Below are 22,400 nucleotides of genomic sequence, written 5' to 3' on the forward strand. Positions count from 1 at the left end.
CGTAGGCCGTTACTAATATCACGAACCGAATCTGCCGAGGAAAAATGACAGAAAAGAATACTGACTAGATGCGTCCAGCTGTTGATCCCTTTCTGGTGTTTATCACTTTTGTGCTTTGAAACCAAATCTTTGAATAATTCGCGGTCGATAAGAGATAAAATCTGACTAAAAACATTTAAATTTATCATGGCGGTGTGTTATAATTTTGCAATTTAAATATAGCAACTTTGCTATATCCAATCACCGCCACTTTTTAAACGTTTAGGACGCAAGTGATGCAATATAATTGCGTGGCATATAAAAACATGTATTCGATCTTATCTGTTCTTCTCGGTACTCGAATTACTGCGCAGTTTACTGATTTCTCCGCTATCCATTGAGAAATACATTTAAAGAGGAAATGAGGTTTTGTCCTGCATGAGTTTGTAAAAGCAATAAAGGCTAGTGGGCTTTGTGCTTTCTCTGCCAGCTCAGCATATAGGTCAGTGCCAGTAGCAAAACTACTGCATTGGCATACATAATGACTGGAATCCGGAGGATAACATCACTATAGTATAATCCAGCGAGCAGTGCGCCAAGCCCTATTCCAGCTTCAAGTGAGATATACATGGTTGCTACTGCCTTGCCCCGATGTTCAGGTAGGCTTAGGTCGATCGTCCAAGCATTGACGGCAGGGGAGAGTATACCTGTGCCCACGCCATAGATGCTTGCGCCGATCATCATTCCAATGAAACTATTGCCCATACCGATAGCAACGAGTGCAATAGCAATAATGACTATTCCGACAACAATGACTTTTGGTCTCCCGTAACGGTCCGAAACTTTGCCGGATACGAAACGTATCAGCACCGATGCGATTGTAAATGCCAGAAAAAATAGCCCTTTATTTTTAAGTCCCAGGTATTCACTCCAATCGGGAATTAAAGTTAAAATGACTCCATAAGCGGTATAAGATAAAAACGTGACGATTCCAGCTGGAAGGGCACGCCATTCAATAATATCCTTGCGGTTTATTTTGAGCATGGAAAGATTGAATTTTTCTTTTTTCGCCAGTGTTTCTTTCATGTTAATGACGATAAGAATGGAGAGAAGTGCCATGAAAGAAGAACAATAAAACATAACATTGATACCAAAGGCCTCGAAAATGGCACTTCCAATTGCTGGGCCAACAGCTGTACCGACGCTAAAAGCCAGTCCATGCATGCCAAGAGCCTCACCCCATCTTTTTTGAGGAACCAGATCGGCGACATACGCAGAAGTTGAGGTAGGTTTAAAACCGGTGGAAAAACCATGTATCAATCGTAAGAATAGGAAGCCCGCGACTGACGTTAAAATGGGATAAAGAAAACCACAGATGAAACAGACGATGGATCCAATTGCCATGACCGGTACACGTCCCCACCGATCGGTCAATTTACCACTAAAAGGCCGCGAAATTCCAGCAGTCAAAGTAAACAATGCTATAATTAGCCCTTTGTACTCCGCACCCCCCAAACTGCTCAGATAATTGGGTAGTTCCGGAATAATCATATTGAAACTAGAAGAAAATAGGAGTGAGCTTAAGCAAAGTAAAATAAATTGTAACGTATAGATGGATTTCTGTTCAGCGGGCATGGTGTAATTTTATCGTGTGTGAATATTCAAAAAAGAACATGGATAGCGGTATCGATCCGTCTTTCAATTGAACTGTTCAAATGTACAGTTTTTGGAGCGATTAAGCTTTTTCTTTTGATAAAAATTAATCGAATCTTTTAAACGAATAGAAAAATGTCGCTACGGGGCTTTTTCTCTATTAAAATTGATATTTTTCATGAAGATCAGAGTTTAAATATGGAAGGGTATATCCAGCCACCTTTCATACCGACTTGGGCTTTGCCGTCGCAGAGATTGAAGATTTGGAAGGAAATAGGATTGGATTACATCAAAAGCTCTAAGTATCAAATAGAATCTGTTTTTAGGTCAATTTTTGTCTGGAAATCTCACTACAGAAGATCGTTGTTGCTACGGCTACATTCAATGATTCGGCTTGCCCTAGGCGAGGTATAGTGACAGCTTGATCGATCAAAGCTATTATTTCGTCGCTGATGCCATTTCCTTCGTTACCCATAACAATTAGCCCCTCATCAGCCCATACAGTCTGATAAATGGATTGACCATCAAGTAGGGCGCCATATACTTTCAATCCAGTAGCCGGAATAAAATCAGTTAAATCAGTATAGTGGATCTGCAGTCTTGCCAATGAGCCCATAGTTGCTTGCACTACTTTCGGATTGTAAGCGTTTACAGTGCCAATGGAACAGATAATATGTTCGATTCCAAACCACTCCGCCGTGCGGATAATTGTCCCAAGATTGCCTGGATCCTGCACATCATCGAGTACAAGGCTAAACTTATTTTTTAAATTACTTGGTACAATTTTTTGCTGTAAAGGAAGTTTGACCAAAGCGAGTATACCTTGTGGCGATTTCAGTGCACTAATCTTTTGGAATTCAGTTTCCGTTAGTTCATGGGATTTTATATTATGCGAGATTTTACCCACTTTTGTGTTGGCGTCGTCCGTGTAGAAAATAGACTCAACCTCATAACTTGATGAAATAAATTCCATCACGGATTTTATACCCTCAACGATAAACAGGCCGTGTTGTTTTCTATACTTTTTATTTTGTAGAGACGTTATTAGACTGATTTGCGCTTTTGACAACATTTTTATTGATGATTAAGTATACTCGTTTTATCGGATTTGCAAGTATAACGCTTTTAGTGTTATTTTTTGCATCATGCCGGTCTTCAAAATATCTTGACGATGACCAAGCTCTGGTTACAAAAGTACAGATTTCTGGTGTCACCCCTGCATTGAAAGAATCATCCGAAACGTATATTTCCAATCAAATAAGACCCAATTCAAGGGTAAATCTATTTATTTACAATACGTTCAATACTAAAAACGGACGCTATAAAACCAAGAAAATTCGGAATGTCGGCGAACCACCTCACTTGCTGGATTCGGCAATGGTAGATTTGTCTGCCAATCAAATCCGGCGTTTTCTATTTTCAAAAGGTTACTTTAAAGCTAAGGTCGAACCTACGATTTCAGTTTCCAAAAAGCGAGCACATATCGATTTTAAAGTAGATGAAGGTGTTCCTTATCAAGTTAGAAATATAGATCGAAAATTTGAGGATGAAGATATAAAGGCAATATTTGAACGGGAGGTACTTCCTAAAACTTCCGTAAAATCCAATACCCAGTACGATGCCGCAAAGTTGCTTGATGAGCGGGAGAAACTTTATGTTTCGATGCGAAACAATGGGTATTACGATTATGTAAGGCAATATATGCGTGCTGGGGTCGATTCAACTCTCGATGGACCTTTGATCGACTTGAAAATTAATGTCGAAAATCCATCTGACTCTACGATACATAAAAAGTATCAAATAGATAGTGTTTATATGACGATAAGGAATTATGGAACAATCTCGAAGAAGGAGCCACGTCGTATCCTAGATTCTGCAAAACGCCTTTTATTTATTGATGAAACGAATAGTTTCAGATGGAAACCTTTGGAACGTTATATGTATTTACGCTCAGGTCAGTACTATTCCTTGCGGGAGGAAAATAAATCCTATGACCGATTGTACGAGATGAATGGTTTTCGTTCTGTCAAAATGCAGTTTGTCAAAAAAGATTCCAATAAACTCGATGTGCACTATGATTTCGTTCCAAGACCTCGTATGGGAAACCAGATAGAGGGGGAGTATACTTTTAGATCAGGTATGAGCGGATTCAATATTGGAAATACATTCTCACAACGCAATATCTTTGGTGGTTCGGAGCAATTGGAAGTGAAATTACGTTATGGCGTATTGTTTGATCCGCGTTTAGCAGGAGGGCTTTCCAGTAAAATATTCAATAACGATTTTCAAGCGGGCGTAAATTTGGTTATTCCTCGTCTGATGGTGCCCTTTCATATTAATCCAGGGGGGAAGTTTGGTTTGCCCAAAACGACCTACTCGATGACATTGCAGTTGTTCGATCAAGATAAAACCTATTCAAACCGCTATTTTATCACATCGCTGAATTACTCTTGGTATGAAACAGAAAATAAGTACCATAGTTTTACGCCTATCGTTTTGGAGTATCGGGATGGACGCTTGGATTCCAATTTTCGGAACAAGCTTGTACAGGAAGGCTACCAGTTGTATGTACGTAGCAACGATCGCCAGTATTTTGGTTTAGGAACACAATATACCTTTATCCTGAATGGCAAGAAATTGAATAGCAAGGAGGATTTTCAATATTTCAGAGGAACATTGGACGTGAGTGGAAACGTGCTGGACCTTATTAGCTCCTTAGCAAAATTGCCCAAGAATGCTGACGGTGAGAAAAAAATATTTGGTGTGCCCTTTCTTCAATACGCCAAGACAGAATTCGATTATCGTTTATACCGAAATCTTGGTGGAAATAGGCAGTTTGTCTTCCGTTTTAATCCAGGGATAGCGATTCCTTATGGTAATAACTCTAAACTGTTGATTTTTGAAAAGAGCTTTTATAGTGGGGGGATGAATGGTATACGCGCTTGGCAGGCGCGTACCCTGGGACCAGGTGCCTATAACCGGCAGAGTCTTAGTGAGGATTTGCGTTTAAACCTGCGTAATTTGGATCAGTTGGGGGAGATTAAGCTGGAAGCGAATGCGGAGTATCGATTCAGATTACTTAATAACTTCCTGGGCGCGAAGATGAATGGAGCGACATTTGTGGATATGGGAAATGTTTGGCGACTGAAGAAGGATGAAGAACTAAATCCGGGTGGAGAGTTTAAATTCAATAAATTCCTTGGGCAAGTCGCCATCGGTACCGGTTTCGGACTTCGTTTCGATTCGGACTATTTTGTGATTCGCTTAGATGCCGGGCTTAAACTAAAAGATCCACAATTCTCAGGTGCTGATCAATGGGTTATCAAGCACTTCTTTGATTCCAAGGAATTTAAGGCACAATATTATGAAACCCATAGACCCGACAGATACAATTTTATTCAATACAATTTTGGAATCGGTATGCCGTTCTAATGTACAATCGTTTTGTTATGATTTACTTTGATCACATCAATTGATAGGATTTCCCGAGAGATCGTGTTGTCAACCGATGAGATTTTTGAGACTTGAAAATATAGATTCAAAAATTTTACTCAAGTCTAAACCCTGTGAATGGTTGAATAAAAAGAAAACTATAGCCAGTGCGATCGCTGTCAAAATCACTTTTTTAAACATGTAAGCTATTCCTAATACAATGGCCGGGATAATCAAAAACATCAATCCGCTAATGGCAAAAGGAGAGAGTCCGCTATCGCTCTTATAGATATAAAATAAGCGACCTTTGGAAGTTTGTTGATTCTTATGGCTAAAGAATACAAATGTTGATGACTCAATTTTCTGATTAGGGACAGCGACACCCTCATGAAATTGTAGTGCTTGCGAGAAACCATTGATTGTAAATAGATAATTGCCATGGATGTTTTCATTGGTGTTTCCAAGTGAATCCAATGCAACTACAGCCAATTTTCCATTTTTGGAAAGGTTTTCTTTTACGATAAAGTTTTGGATATTTTGCTCTTGAGCAGCCGCCCAAAAAGGTATCAGTAATAGAAAAAATATAATCTTTTTCATCGTTTTATTTTTATTCAACTCGCTTATTTCCCTTTTTAGGGCCTATTTCCGTAGCGTCAATATCGTTTGGAAGATCAGTAGCATTAATATACTGAATCCGATTTCCTTGAAATGAGACTGCAATTTTAGGGATTTTAATTTTCTTTTGAAAATCTTTAACTATACGAATGTTGAAACCTTTGTAAATAGGCTCGAGGGTTTTTCATTATTCATCAGAAGAAGGTACGATCTCCTGCTTCAGTTAATCCTCCTTTTATTTTCTTCTATGGGTAAATTGTAAGTGTTATCCTCGTTGGGTAAAGCATACGAATTGCTTTTATCTGTGTCTTTTGCTAGTTCATCTATAATTAAATCGATAATATTTTGGTCCATCGTAACGTTGGATTATTCACTTATAAAATAGACTAATTTCTAGAAAAATTTAGTTCTTTGAAAGTTCTTGGATCAATTGCAATTTCACTGCGTCATTTAGAATACCTTTTGGATCATCAATGATTACCGTTCCAAAGATATCCTTTTTAATCGACGCCCGGTGTCCATTGTTATCGCTGGCTTCATAATTTCCAAATATATCCTTTCTAACTGAAACTCGATTTCCGCTATTGTCTTCAATCGTTTTACCACCTAGAATATCAGTTCTCACTGTGGTACGTTGACCATTGCTATTTTCGATAGTGAGATTATCAAGAATATCTTTTGTTATCCGGCTTGAATTACCTTTGTTGTCTCGAATTTCCAGATTTCCTAAAATATCTTTGGATATCGTTGAGCTATTACCTTGATTATCTCGGATGTCGAGACCTCCAAAAATATTTTTTGATACAGTTTTTACATTTCCTTTTTCATCATGTATTTCTAAATTACCGTGTATATTTTTTAAAACTGTAGATGAACTTCTGTCTAGATCGGGGATATCAAAATCGCCGCTGCTATTTTTTCTGATAGTAGTTTTATCTCCATCCTCATCTTTTACGACAATATTTCCTGAAAAATCTTCTTTTATGGTCAGTTTAATACCACTCTTATTGACAGTTGTATATTCACCCAGGCTACCCCGTCTAAATTTAATGGTATTTCTCCATGTGTCTGAAAGAATAACTTCTCCCCAGCTATCGGTTTCTATTTTTATAGAGTTTTTATCTAGCCCATCTGAAATTGCCATTTTAATCATGTACTTTTTTATATTGTTAGAAGGGGGATCGGACCATATTCGGGTATACTCTTCCGCTGTTGAAATTTTGGCTTCTGACGTTAAAGTAACTAATAGTAGTGAAAAACTGAATAAGAAATATATACGCATGATCTGTCTGTGATTTAATGTCAATATACGTTTTTTTCGCTACTTTCGTTATATTTAAACAGTAAGCGAAATAATTGATATTACAGTTATAAATAATGTTTAAGCACTTAAAATACATAGACGGTACATCGGATAAATTTTGGGAAATACAAACTTCGGGAGCAACTCATACAGTCACCTACGGACGGAACGGAACCGCTGGGCAAAGTAAAAGTAAAACCTTTGATTCCGAGGAAGCCTGTCTAAAGGATGCTGAAAAACTAATTGCGGAGAAGACTAAAAAAGGCTATTCTGAAGATGGTGCTGTAGATGCAGATAGCAAGGAAAAAGGATCCGCTGTTCGACAGCCAACGGCTGCCATCCAGTTATTGAATTAGTCTAAGATCTCTTCGTATGTCAATGTATTTTTATGATTGGATACACAGATTTTTATAAATGTTGGAGTGATGCCTTTGCCATTTGGACGATACATGGAATAGGTATAGGAATCATTGTCATGATAATTGGCGCGTAGCGTGTCACCTTCATATCTGTCTACCGCAGAGCTATGAACTTCTATTCTTTCATCCATTTTGTCACTCCAAGTTCGTTGATTGATAAAAGATTGTTTGTCTTTTTCGGAAATAGATAGTTCAAATTGATGTGTGTAATCTCTTAAGCCACCACTTTGATTGGAAATAATTTTAAAATCATCGTTTAGCGTGATATGGTGTTCGCTGAGTAGTTGTCTTGCATCAGATTTAGAGAATAATAGATCATCAAATAGTAGGTATAGCGTGAGCATAAGAAAAGGCAATATTAAAACAATCGAGACGATAGTTCCCAACTTTTTACGGCCAGATTTTTTTAGGATCCAGTACATTAAATAGATGAATAGGCCTGGGATACCAAACCATATCAAAAAAATTAGTGTGTATAACGTATACATTTGTTAATCGTTATAATCCTAAAGCTGCTAATCCACTAATAATGTCTAAGTAGATTTGTGGTATATGTATATTCCCAATATTGTTACGGGTGATATCGGTAATACCAGCATGCGAGATACCCTGGGAAGCATGTATATGTTTAAAGTTGGCTCCCCACACTGCACTTTCTAATGGGACCATCCCATCATTTTTACCTGCCAGTCCCATCAGGTATTTAAAACTCAATGCGTACAATAAATCATCCTGTGGCTTATTCATTGTCGAAGCAAAGCTCTGATAAAATACATTGTCCATATTGGGGTTGAGCTGGTTGAAAGTACGCATTTTTTTTACACTGAGATCTCGGATTAATTCGATTGGGGCCGGAGATTGCCCTCCAAATAAGAAAGAAATACGTTGGATCAGTTTTTTTGTAACAGAATCCCCGGATAGATGTTTTTCCATTAAATAATCTGCTATTGGTGTTCCTAAGTGTGGCGTGGATATTGTGCTTAAGGAGGCCACCATTTGATGGCCTTTTAGCGTTGAAATAAAATAGCGAGCGTCGATCCCACCTTTAGAATGCGCGATGAGATTAAATTTAGTGACACCTGTTTTTTCTGCAAGATCTGACAGATTTCTTTTCAGCATCTGTGCATTGTTAGCAACGGTGCCCCATCCATCGGTCTTACCATAAAAAAATGAAATATTGTTTTTTTTGAAAGTCTTGGGAATCCTGCCCCAAAACAAACTACTATCTCCAGCTGCAGTGCCATGGATCAATATAATAGGATATCTTAATTTAAAGGCATTCATTGGTTTTTTTATACGTTTTAATCCATCCAATAGATTTTTTAAATTAGCTTTATCGCATTTATAAAAATATCTGTTTTGCTTGCACCATGTTTAATCTGTTCAAAATGATTCCAGGTTTCTTCGTTACCATTGTCATAGTATCCTTTCTTTAAACCAGATAAATAAATGTCAGCTATTTTCATTTACTTTTCTTCTTGTCAGTGAAGTTAGCCAAACTTTATGATAGAATAAAAGTAAATTCTCGCGTATCTCCTATTCTGTTGATTTTAAAAAGTAGCTGAAATTTAAAAGTATAGAAAAGAATCATTTTAGCTAATAATTCTTGAAGAGGGTAATTAAATTTGATGTGATAGGGAATTTTTTTACTAAAATATTTAGTATTTATATTGTTTATAGTTATCTTTGTATTATTCATTTACAGAAGTAATACCAAGAAAATAAACAATTATGTTGTCCGATCAAACTTTAGTATCCGATATAAAGGCAATTATTGTGCAGTCCAAGGAAAATGCTGTGCGTGCTGTCGATCATCAACGCACATTAATGTACTGGGACATAGGCAAACGTATTTTTGAGCAGGAACAGCAAGGTAAAGATAGGGCTGATTATGGGAAATATCTGACCCAATATCTTGCTAAGGCATTGGAACCTGAATTTGGGAGTGGATTCTCGCGAAGGCAAATTGAATTGTTCCGGCAGTTTTACCGGGTATTTCCAATTGCGAACGCACTGCGTTCGCAATTGAGCTGGACACAATATCGATTGTTAATGCGACTTGACTTGGACGAACAAAGAGAATTCTATACGGCTGAAACAATCAAAAATAACTGGACATCACGACAGCTCGAAAGACAAGTTTTTAGTAATTTATACGAACGCCTGTTGCTTAGCAACGATAAAGAAAGTGTTTTGGCTGTTGCAAGAAGGGAAAAGATGCCTTCAGATGCCAAGGAGATTACCAAAGATCCGATGATATTGGAATTTTTGGGTTTGAAACGGGAAAAGAAAAGAGGCTTTTTCAAGAAGATGAAAGCACATTTCCGAAGCCAAACTGGAAAACACTACAAAAAAAAACAAAAATCACTTATCAGAAAACATCAAGATTATTTTGCAACGGCCTTAGATATTGAAAGTAGCTTTGATGAAAGTTGTTCATAACAACAAAATTACCACCTAACAGAGTTTAAGTCACTATGTACTTGGTAGGACGGATACTTTTTAAACATGTTCTAAAGTGCGATTTGATAAATGCAATTTAATTCTTATATGATGTGACACTTGATTCTTTCAGGGAAACATCCACTTCCACCAGACAGGCTTTGTCATTTTCTGTTAGCATAGATTCAAGAGTTTAAACATCCTCCTTATACAACAACCACTTTTCAGCTGTTTTAGGAAGCTTTCTATGTGGTAGTAATTTAGGTTTCTTGCGTTTATTGCATAGCTTCGTGATAGCGCGCGAGACCAAGATAGGTCGAAAAGAGTCAGGGCGTTGTATTTCTTCGGACTCTGCTTTGGCTAATAAATCTTGGTAAAGGTTATAACCAGTAACGCCCTCTTTAAAATAATTATTCCTCAACCAATCTTCTAGTATGCTTAAGACCAAATCTTGATCTTCGGCAGAGACGTCATAATCTGGATCTACCGGAACGGAATAGGATTCAATCACGGTTGATTTTTTGTTAAAACTGCCTGTTCCTTTAAATTTAATGGTTTTCTTACCGGTCTTCTTATTTTCTATTTCGGTTTTCGTGGCATATATCTTAATGGTAGCCTCCTCAAATGAGTCCTTAAAAAACATTTCCTTAGGTAATTTTTCCAAAACCCTTGCATAGAAATTAGTTTGATTGATATCATAAGCAGAATCAGTCGTGAGATCCTCATTATCTTCTACCTCCTTGACGTCCTTGCCAATCAAAAATGCAAATTCCTCCTGTGTGTAGCCTTTGGCTTCACGATGCATTCGAACTGTGGTATTAAGCTCGTACGAAAGTGTGGGTATGGTAATCGGCATATAACGAGTGATACAAATTCAAATTTAGGAAATAAAGGGTAAAAGACTCAATCTTCTTTCAATTCCTTGTTGCGAACAAAGCGGATAAGTTTGCCTTTCTTGTCGTCGGCGTCATCGTCTTTTAATTTAAGTAACTTTCCTTCGTTACATAATTCCTCCAACTGGGCGGAAAAGTAAGTGTCCTCTTTGTGGTCTTCCTGCTCCAAAAATGAATTATAATAGGCTGTAATTTCAGAGCGTAGGCGAGGAATATCAAAAAATCCCTCTTCAATTAATGAGTTAAACGCTGCTTTAACACTCATCTTTTTAAGAATGGGTATTCTGGTCTTCTCAATTAATTGGTCATCATCCAATAGTTCATCAGGTAAAAGATCCTGCATAGTTAAACAGAAATAGTTTAAAGCTTTTTTCAGAGTGGTAGATGTGTACTTGGCGCTAGAATACTCGTATTCAATTTGACCAACTAAGGTTTCTCCCTCAAAGGGAGCAATACCTATTGATAGTTTTTTTGCAGATATTCCTCTTTCTAATCTTTCTACTCGAAAATAATCAATAAAATATTGCGATAGTGCTGTTACTTTTCCCCGTATTCTCATATCCACTAAGAGCGGATAATTTTTTAATATTAATGTTTTAAAATAATTTGCATTTTAATAGATGTGTATGTATATTTGTTTTGTTAATAGAAGATTATGAATCTTCTTTGGTGTTTAAATCAAAGAGTCTTGTGCCTGTATTTTCTGACGCCACACCGCAAGACAGCAGATTAAACACCCATGTCTATACTTTTATGTTATATTTGCATAACAGATAGATGTGGGTACTGCTGTAAATCCGTGGTGTGTAAGGCGTCAGAAACTTTATTTCAGGTACGGTGTGCAGTCCCACATTTATCATTTGAGACCAACCCACAAGACTCGTTACCAATAAAACGAGTTATGAACAAAAAGCAACAATCAAAAAACATCATCACGGCCCCCGAGTAGCTCGGCGACCAAAGTCATACGATGACTTTCCTAGCTGTTGAAGACGTATCGAACCAATTATATACTTGCAACTGTCATTTAACGTCTTGCGCTTCCCGCATTTACAACAATTTTTTTATTTGTGACCTAAGCTAGGCTTAGGAGCAAGAGGATACGTTTGTAAGTATCAATAAAAAGAACCGAGTCAGCAGGTCACAGCCCTCAACACCTTTAAAAATGAACAGTTTTTATAAGGGTGGGAGTGAACTGCCTACTGGAAAAGGTTCCTCCTGCTCAAACCAAATTAAATCCAAAAAATTATGGCCTCTGGTCTTTAAATTAGTAGTGCTTTTTAGGCTATATTTTAACAGCATACCTCCAGTACGGATAAAGCACTCCTCAAGCACAGATATAGTACTAATTACTCAAAATTTGCGTAAGAAAATTCGACAAGGAAAAACGTACTTTAAAGGTACTGCGATCCTGCTAAAAAATCGCTGTAAAATTAGCGCTCAAAATCAAATTAAAACAGCTGGTTCTTCGAGTAGCCTTCGGGTTTTGTTCGAGGATCCTTCGACACTGCGTCGTACCAACGTCGCCTCTTCTTCGGGAATGCTTCGACTGTTGTTCGACTGCGCTTCGGGTAGGAGTCGAGGCGTAGCCGAAGCCCTGCCGAAGCCTAGCCAAAGAGCTCCCGAGCCTGTCTCGACCATGTCCCAAAGAAGTCTCGAAGCCGAGCCAAAGGTCAGTCGAAGAGGGGAAGAGGTATCACCTTCTTCTGTCTTTTGCCTAACCAACTTCGCCCAAGCTTCTGCCTTTCATGCAGTCTGTCTTGAGTTTTCATCGGGATCTCATCGGGTTGCACCGATCAAAACCCGATGCCGACCCGATGAAAAGCCGATGAAATGTAAAAATTCTGTAGGAATTGCTCAAAAGATGGTCGACTATAGCTTGGCACAAGAAACACACAAGCTTGACTATAGCGCGACCCTAGGTTCACCCTTGCTAAGCCCTTGTTATACACAAGGACAACTAAACGATTGCACAAGCCCCACACAACAAAAGGAAGCTTTTCAGGAGGGGGGAGAGTCTAGATTGACTTATGGAGTAGAATCTGAACAATCTGTTTTAAGGTGTTTTAAGCCGACCTGTAAGGCTTTTGTGTTTCGAGTCAATACTTTGCTTGGATCAATAGATCCAGTTGTTCAGCGGGCTTTAAAATACTTTTTATTCCTTGCGAATTATGAACTTACTTATCGCATGGTTTTGGCATGCATACACTTATGGATAGTTTTCCAATCATCTAATTTTTCTTTCAAGGCATTGAAGAACAAACAAGCCCTGTTTATTTTGGTTTGTTTGTTTCATATGTTTAGTTTATCGGCTCAGACGCCCCGCAAGGATAGCGGGGCTGATTGGCCAAATAAGATAAAAGCACTGAAAGTTGGAGATACTGTCCCAGATCTTCTGCTTAAAACCAGTTTAAAGATTTTTGATAAGACGGGGGCTGAAAGTAATATTGTCCTTGACGATTTTAAAGAAAGGGTAATTATAATAGATCTTTGGGGGACATGGTGTACTTATTGTATAAATAGTTTTCCTCATCTATTCCATCTACAGAATAAATTTCAGGAAAAGATTAAAGTCTTGCCAGTAGTCAATCAATCAAGAGAGCGTGTGTTGACAAGTCTTAATAAAAGTCCCATAAAGAATATTACCGGTTTTGTAACGGCGATTGATAGTACTTTAGGCGATTATTTTCCGACTTTGGGCTTCCCGCACGTAATTGTTATAGCAGATAGAAGAGTTGTGTCAATTACTCTTCCAGAATATCTCACGGAAGAGGCGATTGCAAACCTTATTATTTATCATGAACCATATATACCAATTAAAAAAGATGATGCTATTATCGATAATTCCACTTTGTTGTCTTCTTCACTTAAAGATGTGCGACAGTATCGGCCCATAGTATACCGTACTATTCTAGGTTTTCAAGATGGATTGATCAGTAATGTTCTTTTAAAGAGAGATACGGCTATAACAAGATGGTTGATACCAAATATGGATATCATGTCATTGTTTGAAATAGCATATTTTGACTATAATAAGAAAAGTGATGACTTTGTTGGATTGGCAAACTTTCCTAATAGACGGATAATACTAACACCAGAGTTGACAGCATTGCTATTGCCTAAACCTTTAGGAACATATCCCAGAGAAGCTAGATTGGATGTGCAGCGTAAATACTATTATACTTATGAAAATTTGGCAGCACATAGTATTTCTGATGAGAAATTAAAAATTCAATTGGCAGAGGATCTCGATAATTTTCTTAATGTAAAATCAAGGCTTTTGATGGTGCCAATGGAATGTTATGTGATTGCTAGGAAGTCTAATCTGTCTTCTGATTTTGAGGAAAACATCGATAAGAATACATTTCTCCGTTATCTCAATCATCCGACTTTTAAATTACCACCAGTACTCTTAGGGAAAAATTTGGAAAATCTACCTAAAATGAGTTTGGAAGAGCATCCTCATAGTTTCGAAGAAATAAAAAGGGTGTGTGAAGCACATGGACTTGAAGTGCACTCTCAAATTAATTTGATCCCAATGCTTGTATTCTATAAAGATGCTTTACCTGATACGAGCAACCTTGGGAAATTTGAACTTGGTTCCTATGGCTATATGCCTGTCATTGAAAAATATGGAATACACTAACCTTTACATTATATCGAGCAGCTAATTAATAGCTATAAAATCGTAAAAACAATTTATATACATGAAAAATATACTGTTTTTCTCCATGTTACTATTATCGATAACATGGCCCCTTCGGGTATATGCCCAACAGGGAACCGCATGGATTTGTCAAGGTGTAATACAGGATTCAAGTGGAAAAGGTATTTCTGACGTAAATATTAGAGTAATTAAAGATGGGCGGGTTATCAAAACAGATAGCACAGGTTCCTATAAAATAAATGCTAATCTCGACAAAATTCAAGTAGAAATCTCACATCTTAATTATAAAAGTTTAAGAACTGTACTGTCTACTAAAGATATAAAGAAAATAATGATCTTGTCGGCAAAGATGGGTATGATTGATGAGGTGCTTGTCTCTGGATATCATTCCCTTCATAAAGCCAGAAGTGTGGGCAGCTATGAAAAAATTGATAAGGTATTGCTGGATAGGACTGCTAATTTTGACGTATTATCGAAGTTGGAACACCTGACCACAGGTACTTATTTTGATCGTTCAGAATATTCGTTTAATGACAACGGTAAACCTATTGAACCTAAAATTTTCATGCATGGTGTCAGTACCTTACGGAAGGCAGGCCTTGGAGGTAGTAAACCATTGGTAATTGTAGATAACTTTCCCTATGAGGGAGATATCAATCTTTTGAGTCCGAATGATATCGAGAGTGTGACCCTCTTGAAGGACGGTGCCGCTTCCGCGATATGGGGAGCAAGGGCCGGCAACGGCGTTATTGTATTAACCACAAAAAAAGGACGATTTGAAACACCCCTGCAACAAGAATTCAAAGCGTCTATACGAATGGATATGAAGCCTGATTTATATAGTCATCGTGTTATTTCAAGCAAAGATCTGATAAACGTAGAGCATTTTTTGTTCGAAAAGGGATATTTTGATGGGAAGCTAGCTAGTAATAGTAGACCAGTTATATCGCCTGTGGTTGAATTATTGGAAGCTAAACGTAAAGGGGTTTTTGATGATGAAGCGCTAGCCGCAGGAATTAAGCCTTATCAATATACAGATGTGCGTGACGATATGCTTAAATATATGTATAGAGGTGCGGCATTACAACAGTATAACTATTCGGTTAAGGGCGGGTCAGAGAAGTTAAATGGCATGGCGCAAATAGGGTATGATAGGACTCTGGCTAGTTTACGAAGTGATAAAACTGATCGAATTAGCAGCCAATTAAGTCTGGAAGCCAGACTTAATCGGTTTGTGAATATCTCCGGTAGAGTGATGTACAACGAACTGAAAAGTATTAGTGCGCTAGCTACCGACTTCTATTCTGATAACGGATATCCATTTCCATATTTAAAATTGAAAGAGGGAAGAGAGAATCTTGCTGTTCCCTATAAATATCGATATTCATATATAGATACTGTGGGCGCTGGAAATCTGCTAGACTGGAAATATCGCCCACTTGATTATATTGATGAGCCGCCTATTTTAACAGCCAATAGAAACCTGCTCGCCGATCTTGGTCTTCAACTATTTCTATTGAAAGGCCTGACAGCAGATCTAAAATATAGATACAATTTTTATGATAGGAAAAAAGAAGAACGCTATTTTATAAATACTTTTTACGCCAGGGATCTAATAAATAGAGGGACACAGGTTAGTAATGGGAATTTAATTTACAATTTTCCTTATGGAGGTATTCTTAGGCAGCAGGATGGGGTCTCTACCGAAAAGAATTTTCGCATGCAGCTAAACTATAAAACGGATTTTAAAGGACACAGTGTATCTGCTCTTGCCGGGGCGGAATGGCGGAACAAAGATGATGGTTCTATGGGTAATATATTGTATGGTTATAACCCTGAAAATCTTTCTTTTGTTTCGAATATAGATTTCAGTAAACAGTATCCAACTTTTGGTGGACTTGGTGGTAACAATACAATTCCCTTTAACAGTTATCCCAACACCGATATTACCACAAACTTTGTCTCGCTGTACGGTATCATGGATTATGGATTCCAAAACAGATATTTACTGTCAGGAAGCGTACGCAGGGATGCATCAAACTTATTTGGTGTAGAGACGAACAATAAATGGACACCTTTGTGGTCGGTAGGTCTTGGCTGGAATCTGCATAATGAAAAATTCTTCAAAAGCTCTGTGATTAATTTTCTAAAGTTACGAGGATCGTTAGGTTATAGTGGAAATGTGGATAACAGTATGAGTGCCCTGACTACTATACAATATTTTGGTTATAATAATTGGAGTGTATCTTATCCTATGGCGCGGATAGTTAATTTGCCTAATAAGGAACTAAGATGGGAGAAGTTGCGAAATGTCAATGTTGGGATCGAATTTAGCGCATGGAATAATTCGTTTTCCGGAAGTATTGATTACTACAATAAGTATACTTTTGATCTTTTCGATGCACAGCCATTGGATCCAACGACAGGGATAGGTTCCATGGTTCTAAATGCCGCTAACACTAAATCAAGAGGTATCGATGTAAATTTGGCGCTCAACAAGAGTTGGAGAGAGCTAAACTGGTCCGGCAGTCTATTGTTTTCTTATAATAACAATTGGATCGTGAAAACATTAACGGATCAGCAATCGCCGACTTCTTATGTGCTTAAAGGTGGAATCTCAAATCTGCCGGGAGACATGGTTTATAGTCTTTATGCCTATAAATGGCAGGGTTTGAATAGTGAAGGTAAGCCACAGGGATTATTAAATCATGAGAACAGTACCGCCTACTGGGATATAATGGGAAGCAAAGGATTGGATGTGCTCCAAAAAATTGGTTCTGCACGCCCGCTCTATTTCGGGACTTTTAGAAATACGTTCAGTTATAAGCAATTCAATCTTTCGGCAACAATAAGCTATCGCCTAAAATATTACTTTAAAAGAAGTAGTATAAGTTATCAGTCTCTTTTTGGAAAGTATGACGGCCATGTAGACTTTTATGATAGATGGCAAAAACCTGGAGACGAATTATTAACAGATGTGCCCGCTATGGTCTATCCACTGGATGATGGGGCGGATCTATTTTATAAGGATGCTTCCGTTTTGGTAGAACGTGGAGATCATATTAAGTTTCAGGATCTCCGGTTGCAGTATAATCCTGCATTGCCTATTGGATCCAAAATTAAATCATTGGCATTCTTTATTGTGGCAGAGAATATAGGTTTGATTTGGAAGGCTACTAAAAAAGATATAAATCCTGAATATTTCGGAAATATTCCCGCTCCAAGATCTTTTAGTATGGGAGCAACATTAACATTTTAACAGAAGAATTATGAAAAATAAGCAACTAACAAAAACGGTGATTGGAATTGTTATGATGTTAACGCTGGGGTGTAGCAAGTTTTTAGAGGAGAAATCCGATATGTCATTGGCTACTATTAGCTCAAAATCGGATCTCTATGCCCTTATGGACTATACAGTTGTAATGAATCAAAGTTACGTAACAGCTGTTGGAGATATTGCTTCAGATGATTTCTTTATATTGGACAAACAATATATGGGAATCAGTCAGATGTCCGATAGAGCAATTTATATATGGGATAGAAAACCTTTGGCTGATTGGTATTGGGTATCCTATAGTCGTTTACTTAATGTTAATACGGTACTTGAACATCTGGATAAGATTCAGCTGGATCAAAAGGATCGGCAAAATTTGGAAGGAATGGCTTTGTTTTTTAGAGCTTTTAGCTATTTTGATTTAGCGCAGATATACGCACCGGCCTATGATCAGAAGACAGCGGAATCGGTCTTGGGCCCTCCAATGAAAATGAGTTCTGATGTAAATGAAAAGCCGATAAGATTGTCTCTAAAAGAAACAATGAACCTTATCATTGCAGATCTGAAACTATCATCTGATTATCTGACGGATCAGAATCTGACTTACCCAACTCGACCGAATAGAAACGCTGCATTGGGGCTGCTTTCTAGGGTATATCTTGCTATGGGAGACTACGAACAGGCATTGGCGATTTCAAAACGAGCTTTAGAATCTTATGATAAACTTATGGATTATAATCAGATCAATAGCGGTAAAAAATATCCATTTGAAAGATTTAATCCCGAGGTATTGTTCTTTTCTATTCATGCCGCCGAAAATCTTTCGAGAGAGTCAGTTCTCCGTATTGATACCGTTTTGTACGATAGTTACACAGATAGTGATTTACGTAAAACGTGTTTTTTTTCGAAACAGGCTGATGGGTATTTCGCATTTACAGGAGATTACTCAGGGAATTCAAATGCACAAAAATTTAATGGGATAACAACTGCAGAATTGTGGCTAACGAAAGCTGAATGTGAGGCGAGACTAGGACGATTGACGCTTGCCATTAAAACGATAGAATTTTTTATGCAAAAAAGATACGTGGATGGCGGGCTTATGGAACCGTTTCCTATAGCTCAGGAAGAACTGCTCAAGCTTATCTATTCAGAACGAAGAAAGGAACTTCTGTTACGTGGTATAAGATGGATGGATCTTAGAAGACTGGAAGATTTCTATCTTGGAAAAAAAGAGATCAAACGAATAATTGATAATAAAGTATATAGTGTTGGTTTAAAAGAAATTAAAACATTCACTTTTCTTTTCCCACAAAAAGTGATTGAATTGTCTGGTGTGGATCAAAATCAATAAATTTTAACATTATAAATGCACTCAGATAGATACTATCTGAGTGCATTTACACGCTTTATAAATTAGTCGTTAGGTTTTTTCGAAATAGCCGGATTGCTACTCGAAGGATTAAGCATATCTGCTTTTAGCGAATTTAAAGTGGAAACTGACACATGTCCTGATCCGTCAGGCTCCGCTTTTACCGCACAGACCTTTGGTGTACTTGAACATTGGGATGGATTTGTGGCAGACCCTGTATTTGTATAATTACTAGGTGTAGTAATCGCAGTTTCATAACCAGAGTCACCCGGATTTAAAGAACTGTTGAACTCAAACCATACTTCGTCAGCTGGAAATATGATTTTCTCCGCCAACTTAAACGAACTGAACACAACTATTGCAGCGCCGGCTACCATAGCCATTGCATTATTTTTGATGAAAGATATTGCTTTCATACCGAGGCCTTTTTTATAGTAGCAAAAAAAGTTTACCCCCACAAAAAACTCTATGTTAATTTTTTTTGACCAACACTTTGCTTTAACGAGGTGTGTCAGTCTGTCCTATGCCTCGGGATCTGTTTTTACGGGCTGTGCCTTCACGTGTCATAATTTATAGCTATACCGGCCCGGCCGGGAAGAGCGCAAATCGCATTTTGTATTTCTTGATGCGCAGCAGCATAACAGCATAGATCGGTACGGTAATCAATAAGCGTCTGGTAAAGAATAAAATGACCTGCTTTTTATATCGCTTACACCCAGCCATGGGGGCAGTTGGGCCAGTCAAGTACCACCCCAATATGGACAGCAGCAATAACAGTAGGTTGACAACAAGGTGTCCGCCCCAGGAGAGCCTGCTCAGTACCGAAGCACAGCCGCAGGGCTTCTGCGCGTATAAACCAGCGACGCCAAGACCGATGTAGACAGTAAAGACCGTTAACAGCAATGCAGACAGCACGAAAGGATAAAAAAATAGATGTTTTGTATTTCTGAAAGAATGAATAGAAAACAGGATCACTATACCCAGCTCCATCAGTGGCAGGGACCAGAACAATATTCCTGCCCACCAGCCGGGAAAAGGCTGCAGTTTCAGTGCCTGATGGAAGCCCGGCAGATCCCATAGCTTATCCAGCGCAACGTATGCCCAAAAGAGTATCATAAAGACACGGATACTGGTAGCGGTGATATGTGAAGCTCTTGTTTTCATTTTTTAAACAGTATAATTTCAGGTCGTATATTTAATACAACTATTTATAAATCAGATATTTAAATTTGTTTATTCGGTTTTGTGTTTGTATCTTAGTTTTACCAAATTCAATTATTTCATTCCTGTTTATATATAGCTACCATAAGTAAGCAATATGTACCTGCTATAAATGGTTTTATTTTTTAAATAGCTGTTTATTAAGTGTTTATTTTTTTATTTAGATGGTTATATAAAGCCTTTGTTATACTTAAATGATGAGCTATGGGGGAAGATCCTTTTGAAATTTTAGTTAAAGAGCCCGACCGAGGCTTGCGGCTTATTATGGCTAAACATGGTAGCCAGCTAAAAAATCGTATCAGAAACATTGTTAACAATGATGATGAGCTGGTCAAAGACGTGGTTTCAGAAACATTGACCACATTATTTGTGCAGCGGGAAAAAGTCGCTATATGCAAAGATCCTTTTGCCTGGATGATGGCAATCGCGAGAAATATTGCTCTGAAAATGCTCCGTCAGGAAAAGAAAAACCGGAAGATAGCGATAGACGAGCTCCGGACTGTACCCCATAGCGATGACAACGATGCTCATCTAAACTATCAGGAAATGCTGGAAGCAGTGCTGTCAAAAGCGGAACAGCTCACACCGATGGAAAAGAAAATTTTTATAGATGCCAAAGTGCACGGCATGGATAACAGGGAACTGGAGACCCGTCATGACCTAAAGCCACAGCGGGTGCGCAATCTACTGAGTACGGCGCTTGCCAAGATCCGACGGCTCTTAAAGGGATCTTGAACCGGGTTACAATTGGATATAAATTAGAATTGAAGAAAAGATAAGTTATACTTATCTATAGCGAGTTCTAGTATTAATTGAATATAGATTAGAATTGAAGAAAATGGAACGCGATACTATAAAAGTTCAAGAGCTGATCAAAAAACAGCTGCTGGGAATAATCAGCCCTGAAGAAGAGGCAGATCTAAAAGAGAAAAGATCGCACTATACGGAGGATGAATACGACCTTATGGTGGTAGAGGTACTCGGGCAGCTGGAAGGTCAGCTGCCCAAGGATCCGCTTGAGGACTGGACACCTGATTACGGGGAAATAAAATGCCGGGGGGAAGCTATACGAAGAAAAGAAAAAATAAAGCGGTACAGCAAAGTTGGGTATGCAGCAGCTTTGCTGCTAATTATTGGAGGTGTATTGTTATACTTATTTTATCCACATAAAAAAGAGGATATCATGCTGCATCTGGAGGGGCAATGTCTTGGCGTCGCAGATGACACAGAGATACCTTTAATAGAGTCTTCCTGTCTCCTGTTGGCAGCTGACTCCACATGGATAAGAGTAGAGCAGGATACCTTTGGCACACTATTACAGCTGGGCGAGCTGGCTGTCACCCGTACCGGGGAAGGGCTGATGCGTATCCAGAGAAAATCAATGGCAGGCGGTGAGACAACTTTAAAAAGTTTAAATATTTATACGGCTCCACGCCAGCAATGTGTCGTGGAACTGGAGGATGGTACCAGGGTTCGGATGAATGCACAATCCCAGTTGAGTTATTCGCTCCGAAAAGGGGATTCAACAGTAGTATACATAAAAGGAGAGGCGTATGTTGACGCCAATAGCCGTTATAGCAATGCTCCGCTGATTATTGGTACTAAAAAGGGTAAAATTACAGCCAACCGTGCTGACTTTTTAATCAGGGCGGATACAAGTAACATGAAGGTCATGCTTAATGATGGAACAATGGAAGTTTATTCCTATAACCTGAACAAAGTACAGTCCATAGTCTGTCCCGGGGACTTCGTATATGTTGGCGCTAAATATGCAGACAAAAATCAGCAGCTCCGAGATACAATGACCTATGTTGCGAACCAGGATTTCAAAGAAGCCAAGATGTGGACCCGAAAAATCCGGATTTATAGAAACATGCCTTTGTGGGCCTTTGTAGATGAAATGAGCCGCTGGGAAGGGTTTACGATCAAAAGATGGGAATGTATTCCAAAGGACAAGCACATTTCGGCAGCGATCTGTTATCAGAGCGGCAAGGAAGAAGTGTACAGTGCTATCCGCCAGGCAGGTGTGCTGCTGCATGAAGAGAAAGGGATGATTAGCTTCTGTCCTGAGGATAAACGTGATAGAGTAGCCATGTGGCTATTAGATGGATATGAAAGGAAATTAAAGTAAGA

Annotated in this window: 20 protein-coding genes; 8 read left to right on the forward strand and 12 right to left on the reverse strand. The window is 38.4% G+C overall.

Annotation, left to right across the window (positions count from 1 at the left end):
- The 3 genes from L1283_RS24835 to L1283_RS24845 form a co-directional block, all read right to left on the reverse strand.
- On the reverse strand, positions 1-188 hold a 188-nt coding region (locus L1283_RS24835; protein WP_429626562.1), incomplete at its 3' end, for a DUF4372 domain-containing protein.
- A gap of 253 nt (positions 189-441) precedes the next feature.
- Entirely contained in the window at positions 442-1,614 is a 1,173-nt protein-coding gene (locus L1283_RS24840) for an MFS transporter (RefSeq protein WP_182332949.1), read from the reverse strand.
- Positions 1,615-1,954: 340 nt separating this feature from the next.
- Positions 1,955-2,704: a TrmH family RNA methyltransferase gene (locus tag L1283_RS24845; protein WP_286848351.1), complete on the reverse strand. Its 750-nt coding sequence runs from the start codon at positions 2,702-2,704 to the stop codon at positions 1,955-1,957.
- An 8-nt stretch (positions 2,705-2,712) separates the two neighbouring features.
- Between L1283_RS24845 and L1283_RS24850 the strand changes: the two genes are divergently transcribed.
- A complete protein-coding gene (locus L1283_RS24850; RefSeq protein WP_286848353.1) occupies positions 2,713-5,064 on the forward strand; it encodes a BamA/TamA family outer membrane protein in 2,352 nt (783 codons plus the stop codon).
- Positions 5,065-5,133: 69 nt separating this feature from the next.
- Here L1283_RS24850 and L1283_RS24855 read toward each other — a convergent pair whose 3' ends face one another.
- Both L1283_RS24855 and L1283_RS24860 read right to left on the reverse strand, forming a co-directional pair.
- Positions 5,134-5,661: a hypothetical protein gene (locus tag L1283_RS24855; RefSeq protein ID WP_286848354.1), complete on the reverse strand. Its 528-nt coding sequence runs from the start codon at positions 5,659-5,661 to the stop codon at positions 5,134-5,136.
- A 421-nt stretch (positions 5,662-6,082) separates the two neighbouring features.
- The gene (locus L1283_RS24860) at positions 6,083-6,823 is read right to left on the reverse strand and encodes a hypothetical protein (protein ID WP_429626563.1); all 741 of its coding nucleotides are present in this window, start codon (positions 6,821-6,823) and stop codon (positions 6,083-6,085) included.
- A 233-nt stretch (positions 6,824-7,056) separates the two neighbouring features.
- Here L1283_RS24860 and L1283_RS24865 point away from each other — a divergent pair, with 233 nt between their 5' ends.
- Positions 7,057-7,338 (forward strand): WGR domain-containing protein, encoded by a 282-nt coding sequence (locus L1283_RS24865; protein WP_286848548.1) that lies wholly within the window; start codon positions 7,057-7,059, stop codon positions 7,336-7,338.
- Here L1283_RS24865 and L1283_RS24870 read toward each other — a convergent pair.
- The 3 genes from L1283_RS24870 to L1283_RS24880 all read right to left on the reverse strand — a co-directional run bounded on the left by L1283_RS24870 (position 7,335) and on the right by L1283_RS24880 (position 8,867).
- Complete coding sequence (locus L1283_RS24870; RefSeq protein ID WP_157625984.1) at positions 7,335-7,823, reverse strand: hypothetical protein; 489 nt, start codon at positions 7,821-7,823, stop codon at positions 7,335-7,337. The two genes, L1283_RS24865 and L1283_RS24870, sit on opposite strands and share 4 nt — an antisense overlap.
- Before the next feature lie 76 nt (positions 7,824-7,899).
- Positions 7,900-8,685 (reverse strand): esterase/lipase family protein, encoded by a 786-nt coding sequence (locus tag L1283_RS24875; RefSeq protein WP_286848550.1) that lies wholly within the window; start codon positions 8,683-8,685, stop codon positions 7,900-7,902.
- Positions 8,686-8,723: 38 nt separating this feature from the next.
- Positions 8,724-8,867 (reverse strand): hypothetical protein, encoded by a 144-nt coding sequence (locus L1283_RS24880; protein WP_286848553.1) that lies wholly within the window; start codon positions 8,865-8,867, stop codon positions 8,724-8,726.
- A gap of 265 nt (positions 8,868-9,132) precedes the next feature.
- Between L1283_RS24880 and L1283_RS24885 the strand changes: the two genes are divergently transcribed.
- Positions 9,133-9,843 carry a DUF1016 N-terminal domain-containing protein gene (locus L1283_RS24885; protein WP_286848555.1) on the forward strand — a complete coding sequence of 237 codons (711 nt, stop codon included), beginning with the start codon at positions 9,133-9,135 and terminating at the stop codon, positions 9,841-9,843.
- A gap of 193 nt (positions 9,844-10,036) precedes the next feature.
- Here L1283_RS24885 and L1283_RS24890 read toward each other — a convergent pair whose 3' ends face one another.
- Both L1283_RS24890 and L1283_RS24895 read right to left on the reverse strand, forming a co-directional pair.
- On the reverse strand, positions 10,037-10,699 hold the full coding sequence (locus L1283_RS24890; RefSeq protein WP_286848556.1) for a hypothetical protein: 663 nt from the start codon (positions 10,697-10,699) through the stop codon (positions 10,037-10,039).
- Positions 10,700-10,746: 47 nt separating this feature from the next.
- Positions 10,747-11,301, reverse strand: a complete 555-nt coding sequence (locus tag L1283_RS24895) for a hypothetical protein (RefSeq protein WP_286848558.1) — start codon at positions 11,299-11,301, stop codon at positions 10,747-10,749.
- 795 nt (positions 11,302-12,096) lie between these two features.
- On the opposite strand from L1283_RS24895, the gene L1283_RS24900 reads away from it, so the two are divergent.
- From L1283_RS24900 to L1283_RS24910, 3 genes are all read left to right on the forward strand, one after another.
- Positions 12,097-14,382: a TlpA family protein disulfide reductase gene (locus L1283_RS24900; protein WP_312352709.1), complete on the forward strand. Its 2,286-nt coding sequence runs from the start codon at positions 12,097-12,099 to the stop codon at positions 14,380-14,382.
- A gap of 61 nt (positions 14,383-14,443) precedes the next feature.
- Positions 14,444-17,662: a SusC/RagA family TonB-linked outer membrane protein gene (locus L1283_RS24905; protein WP_429626564.1), complete on the forward strand. Its 3,219-nt coding sequence runs from the start codon at positions 14,444-14,446 to the stop codon at positions 17,660-17,662.
- A gap of 10 nt (positions 17,663-17,672) precedes the next feature.
- Positions 17,673-19,028 (forward strand): RagB/SusD family nutrient uptake outer membrane protein, encoded by a 1,356-nt coding sequence (locus L1283_RS24910; RefSeq protein ID WP_286851501.1) that lies wholly within the window; start codon positions 17,673-17,675, stop codon positions 19,026-19,028.
- A gap of 62 nt (positions 19,029-19,090) precedes the next feature.
- Here the strand turns inward: L1283_RS24910 and L1283_RS24915 are convergent, their stop codons facing one another.
- Positions 19,091-19,462, reverse strand: a complete 372-nt coding sequence (locus L1283_RS24915; protein ID WP_286851500.1) for a hypothetical protein — start codon at positions 19,460-19,462, stop codon at positions 19,091-19,093.
- Between the two features lie 160 nt (positions 19,463-19,622).
- Positions 19,623-20,210, reverse strand: a complete 588-nt coding sequence (locus L1283_RS24920) for a MauE/DoxX family redox-associated membrane protein (protein WP_286851498.1) — start codon at positions 20,208-20,210, stop codon at positions 19,623-19,625.
- 261 nt (positions 20,211-20,471) lie between these two features.
- On the opposite strand from L1283_RS24920, the gene L1283_RS24925 reads away from it, so the two are divergent.
- Together L1283_RS24925 and L1283_RS24930 are read left to right on the forward strand one after the other, a co-directional pair.
- Complete coding sequence (locus L1283_RS24925) at positions 20,472-21,002, forward strand: RNA polymerase sigma factor (RefSeq protein WP_286851497.1); 531 nt, start codon at positions 20,472-20,474, stop codon at positions 21,000-21,002.
- 103 nt (positions 21,003-21,105) lie between these two features.
- Positions 21,106-22,398, forward strand: coding sequence for a FecR domain-containing protein (locus tag L1283_RS24930; protein WP_286851495.1), 1,293 nt, complete (start codon positions 21,106-21,108; stop codon positions 22,396-22,398).
- Positions 22,399-22,400 lie beyond the last annotated feature (2 nt).

The organism is Sphingobacterium sp. HSC-15S19 (genome assembly GCF_050433745.1).
GTDB classification, from domain to species: Bacteria; Bacteroidota; Bacteroidia; order Sphingobacteriales; family Sphingobacteriaceae; genus Sphingobacterium; species Sphingobacterium siyangense.

Bases quoted from the DNA above. Each gene is read 5' to 3' on its own strand.
- L1283_RS24905 (WP_429626564.1), top strand. From the start codon at position 14,444: ATGAAAAATATACTGTTTTTCTCCATGTTACTATTATCGATAACATGG.
- L1283_RS24920 (WP_286851498.1), bottom strand. From the start codon at position 20,210: ATGAAAACAAGAGCTTCACATATCACCGCTACCAGTATCCGTGTCTTT.
- L1283_RS24915 (WP_286851500.1), bottom strand. From the start codon at position 19,462: ATGAAAGCAATATCTTTCATCAAAAATAATGCAATGGCTATGGTAGCC.
- L1283_RS24875 (WP_286848550.1), bottom strand. From the start codon at position 8,685: ATGAATGCCTTTAAATTAAGATATCCTATTATATTGATCCATGGCACT.
- L1283_RS24840 (WP_182332949.1), bottom strand. From the start codon at position 1,614: ATGCCCGCTGAACAGAAATCCATCTATACGTTACAATTTATTTTACTT.
- L1283_RS24925 (WP_286851497.1), top strand. From the start codon at position 20,472: ATGGGGGAAGATCCTTTTGAAATTTTAGTTAAAGAGCCCGACCGAGGC.
- L1283_RS24845 (WP_286848351.1), bottom strand. From the start codon at position 2,704: ATGTTGTCAAAAGCGCAAATCAGTCTAATAACGTCTCTACAAAATAAA.
- L1283_RS24850 (WP_286848353.1), top strand. From the start codon at position 2,713: ATGATTAAGTATACTCGTTTTATCGGATTTGCAAGTATAACGCTTTTA.
- L1283_RS24855 (WP_286848354.1), bottom strand. From the start codon at position 5,661: ATGAAAAAGATTATATTTTTTCTATTACTGATACCTTTTTGGGCGGCT.
- L1283_RS24865 (WP_286848548.1), top strand. From the start codon at position 7,057: ATGTTTAAGCACTTAAAATACATAGACGGTACATCGGATAAATTTTGG.
- L1283_RS24885 (WP_286848555.1), top strand. From the start codon at position 9,133: ATGTTGTCCGATCAAACTTTAGTATCCGATATAAAGGCAATTATTGTG.
- L1283_RS24930 (WP_286851495.1), top strand. From the start codon at position 21,106: ATGGAACGCGATACTATAAAAGTTCAAGAGCTGATCAAAAAACAGCTG.
- L1283_RS24880 (WP_286848553.1), bottom strand. From the start codon at position 8,867: ATGAAAATAGCTGACATTTATTTATCTGGTTTAAAGAAAGGATACTAT.
- L1283_RS24860 (WP_429626563.1), bottom strand. From the start codon at position 6,823: ATGGCAATTTCAGATGGGCTAGATAAAAACTCTATAAAAATAGAAACC.
- L1283_RS24870 (WP_157625984.1), bottom strand. From the start codon at position 7,823: ATGTACTGGATCCTAAAAAAATCTGGCCGTAAAAAGTTGGGAACTATC.
- L1283_RS24890 (WP_286848556.1), bottom strand. From the start codon at position 10,699: ATGCCGATTACCATACCCACACTTTCGTACGAGCTTAATACCACAGTT.
- L1283_RS24910 (WP_286851501.1), top strand. From the start codon at position 17,673: ATGAAAAATAAGCAACTAACAAAAACGGTGATTGGAATTGTTATGATG.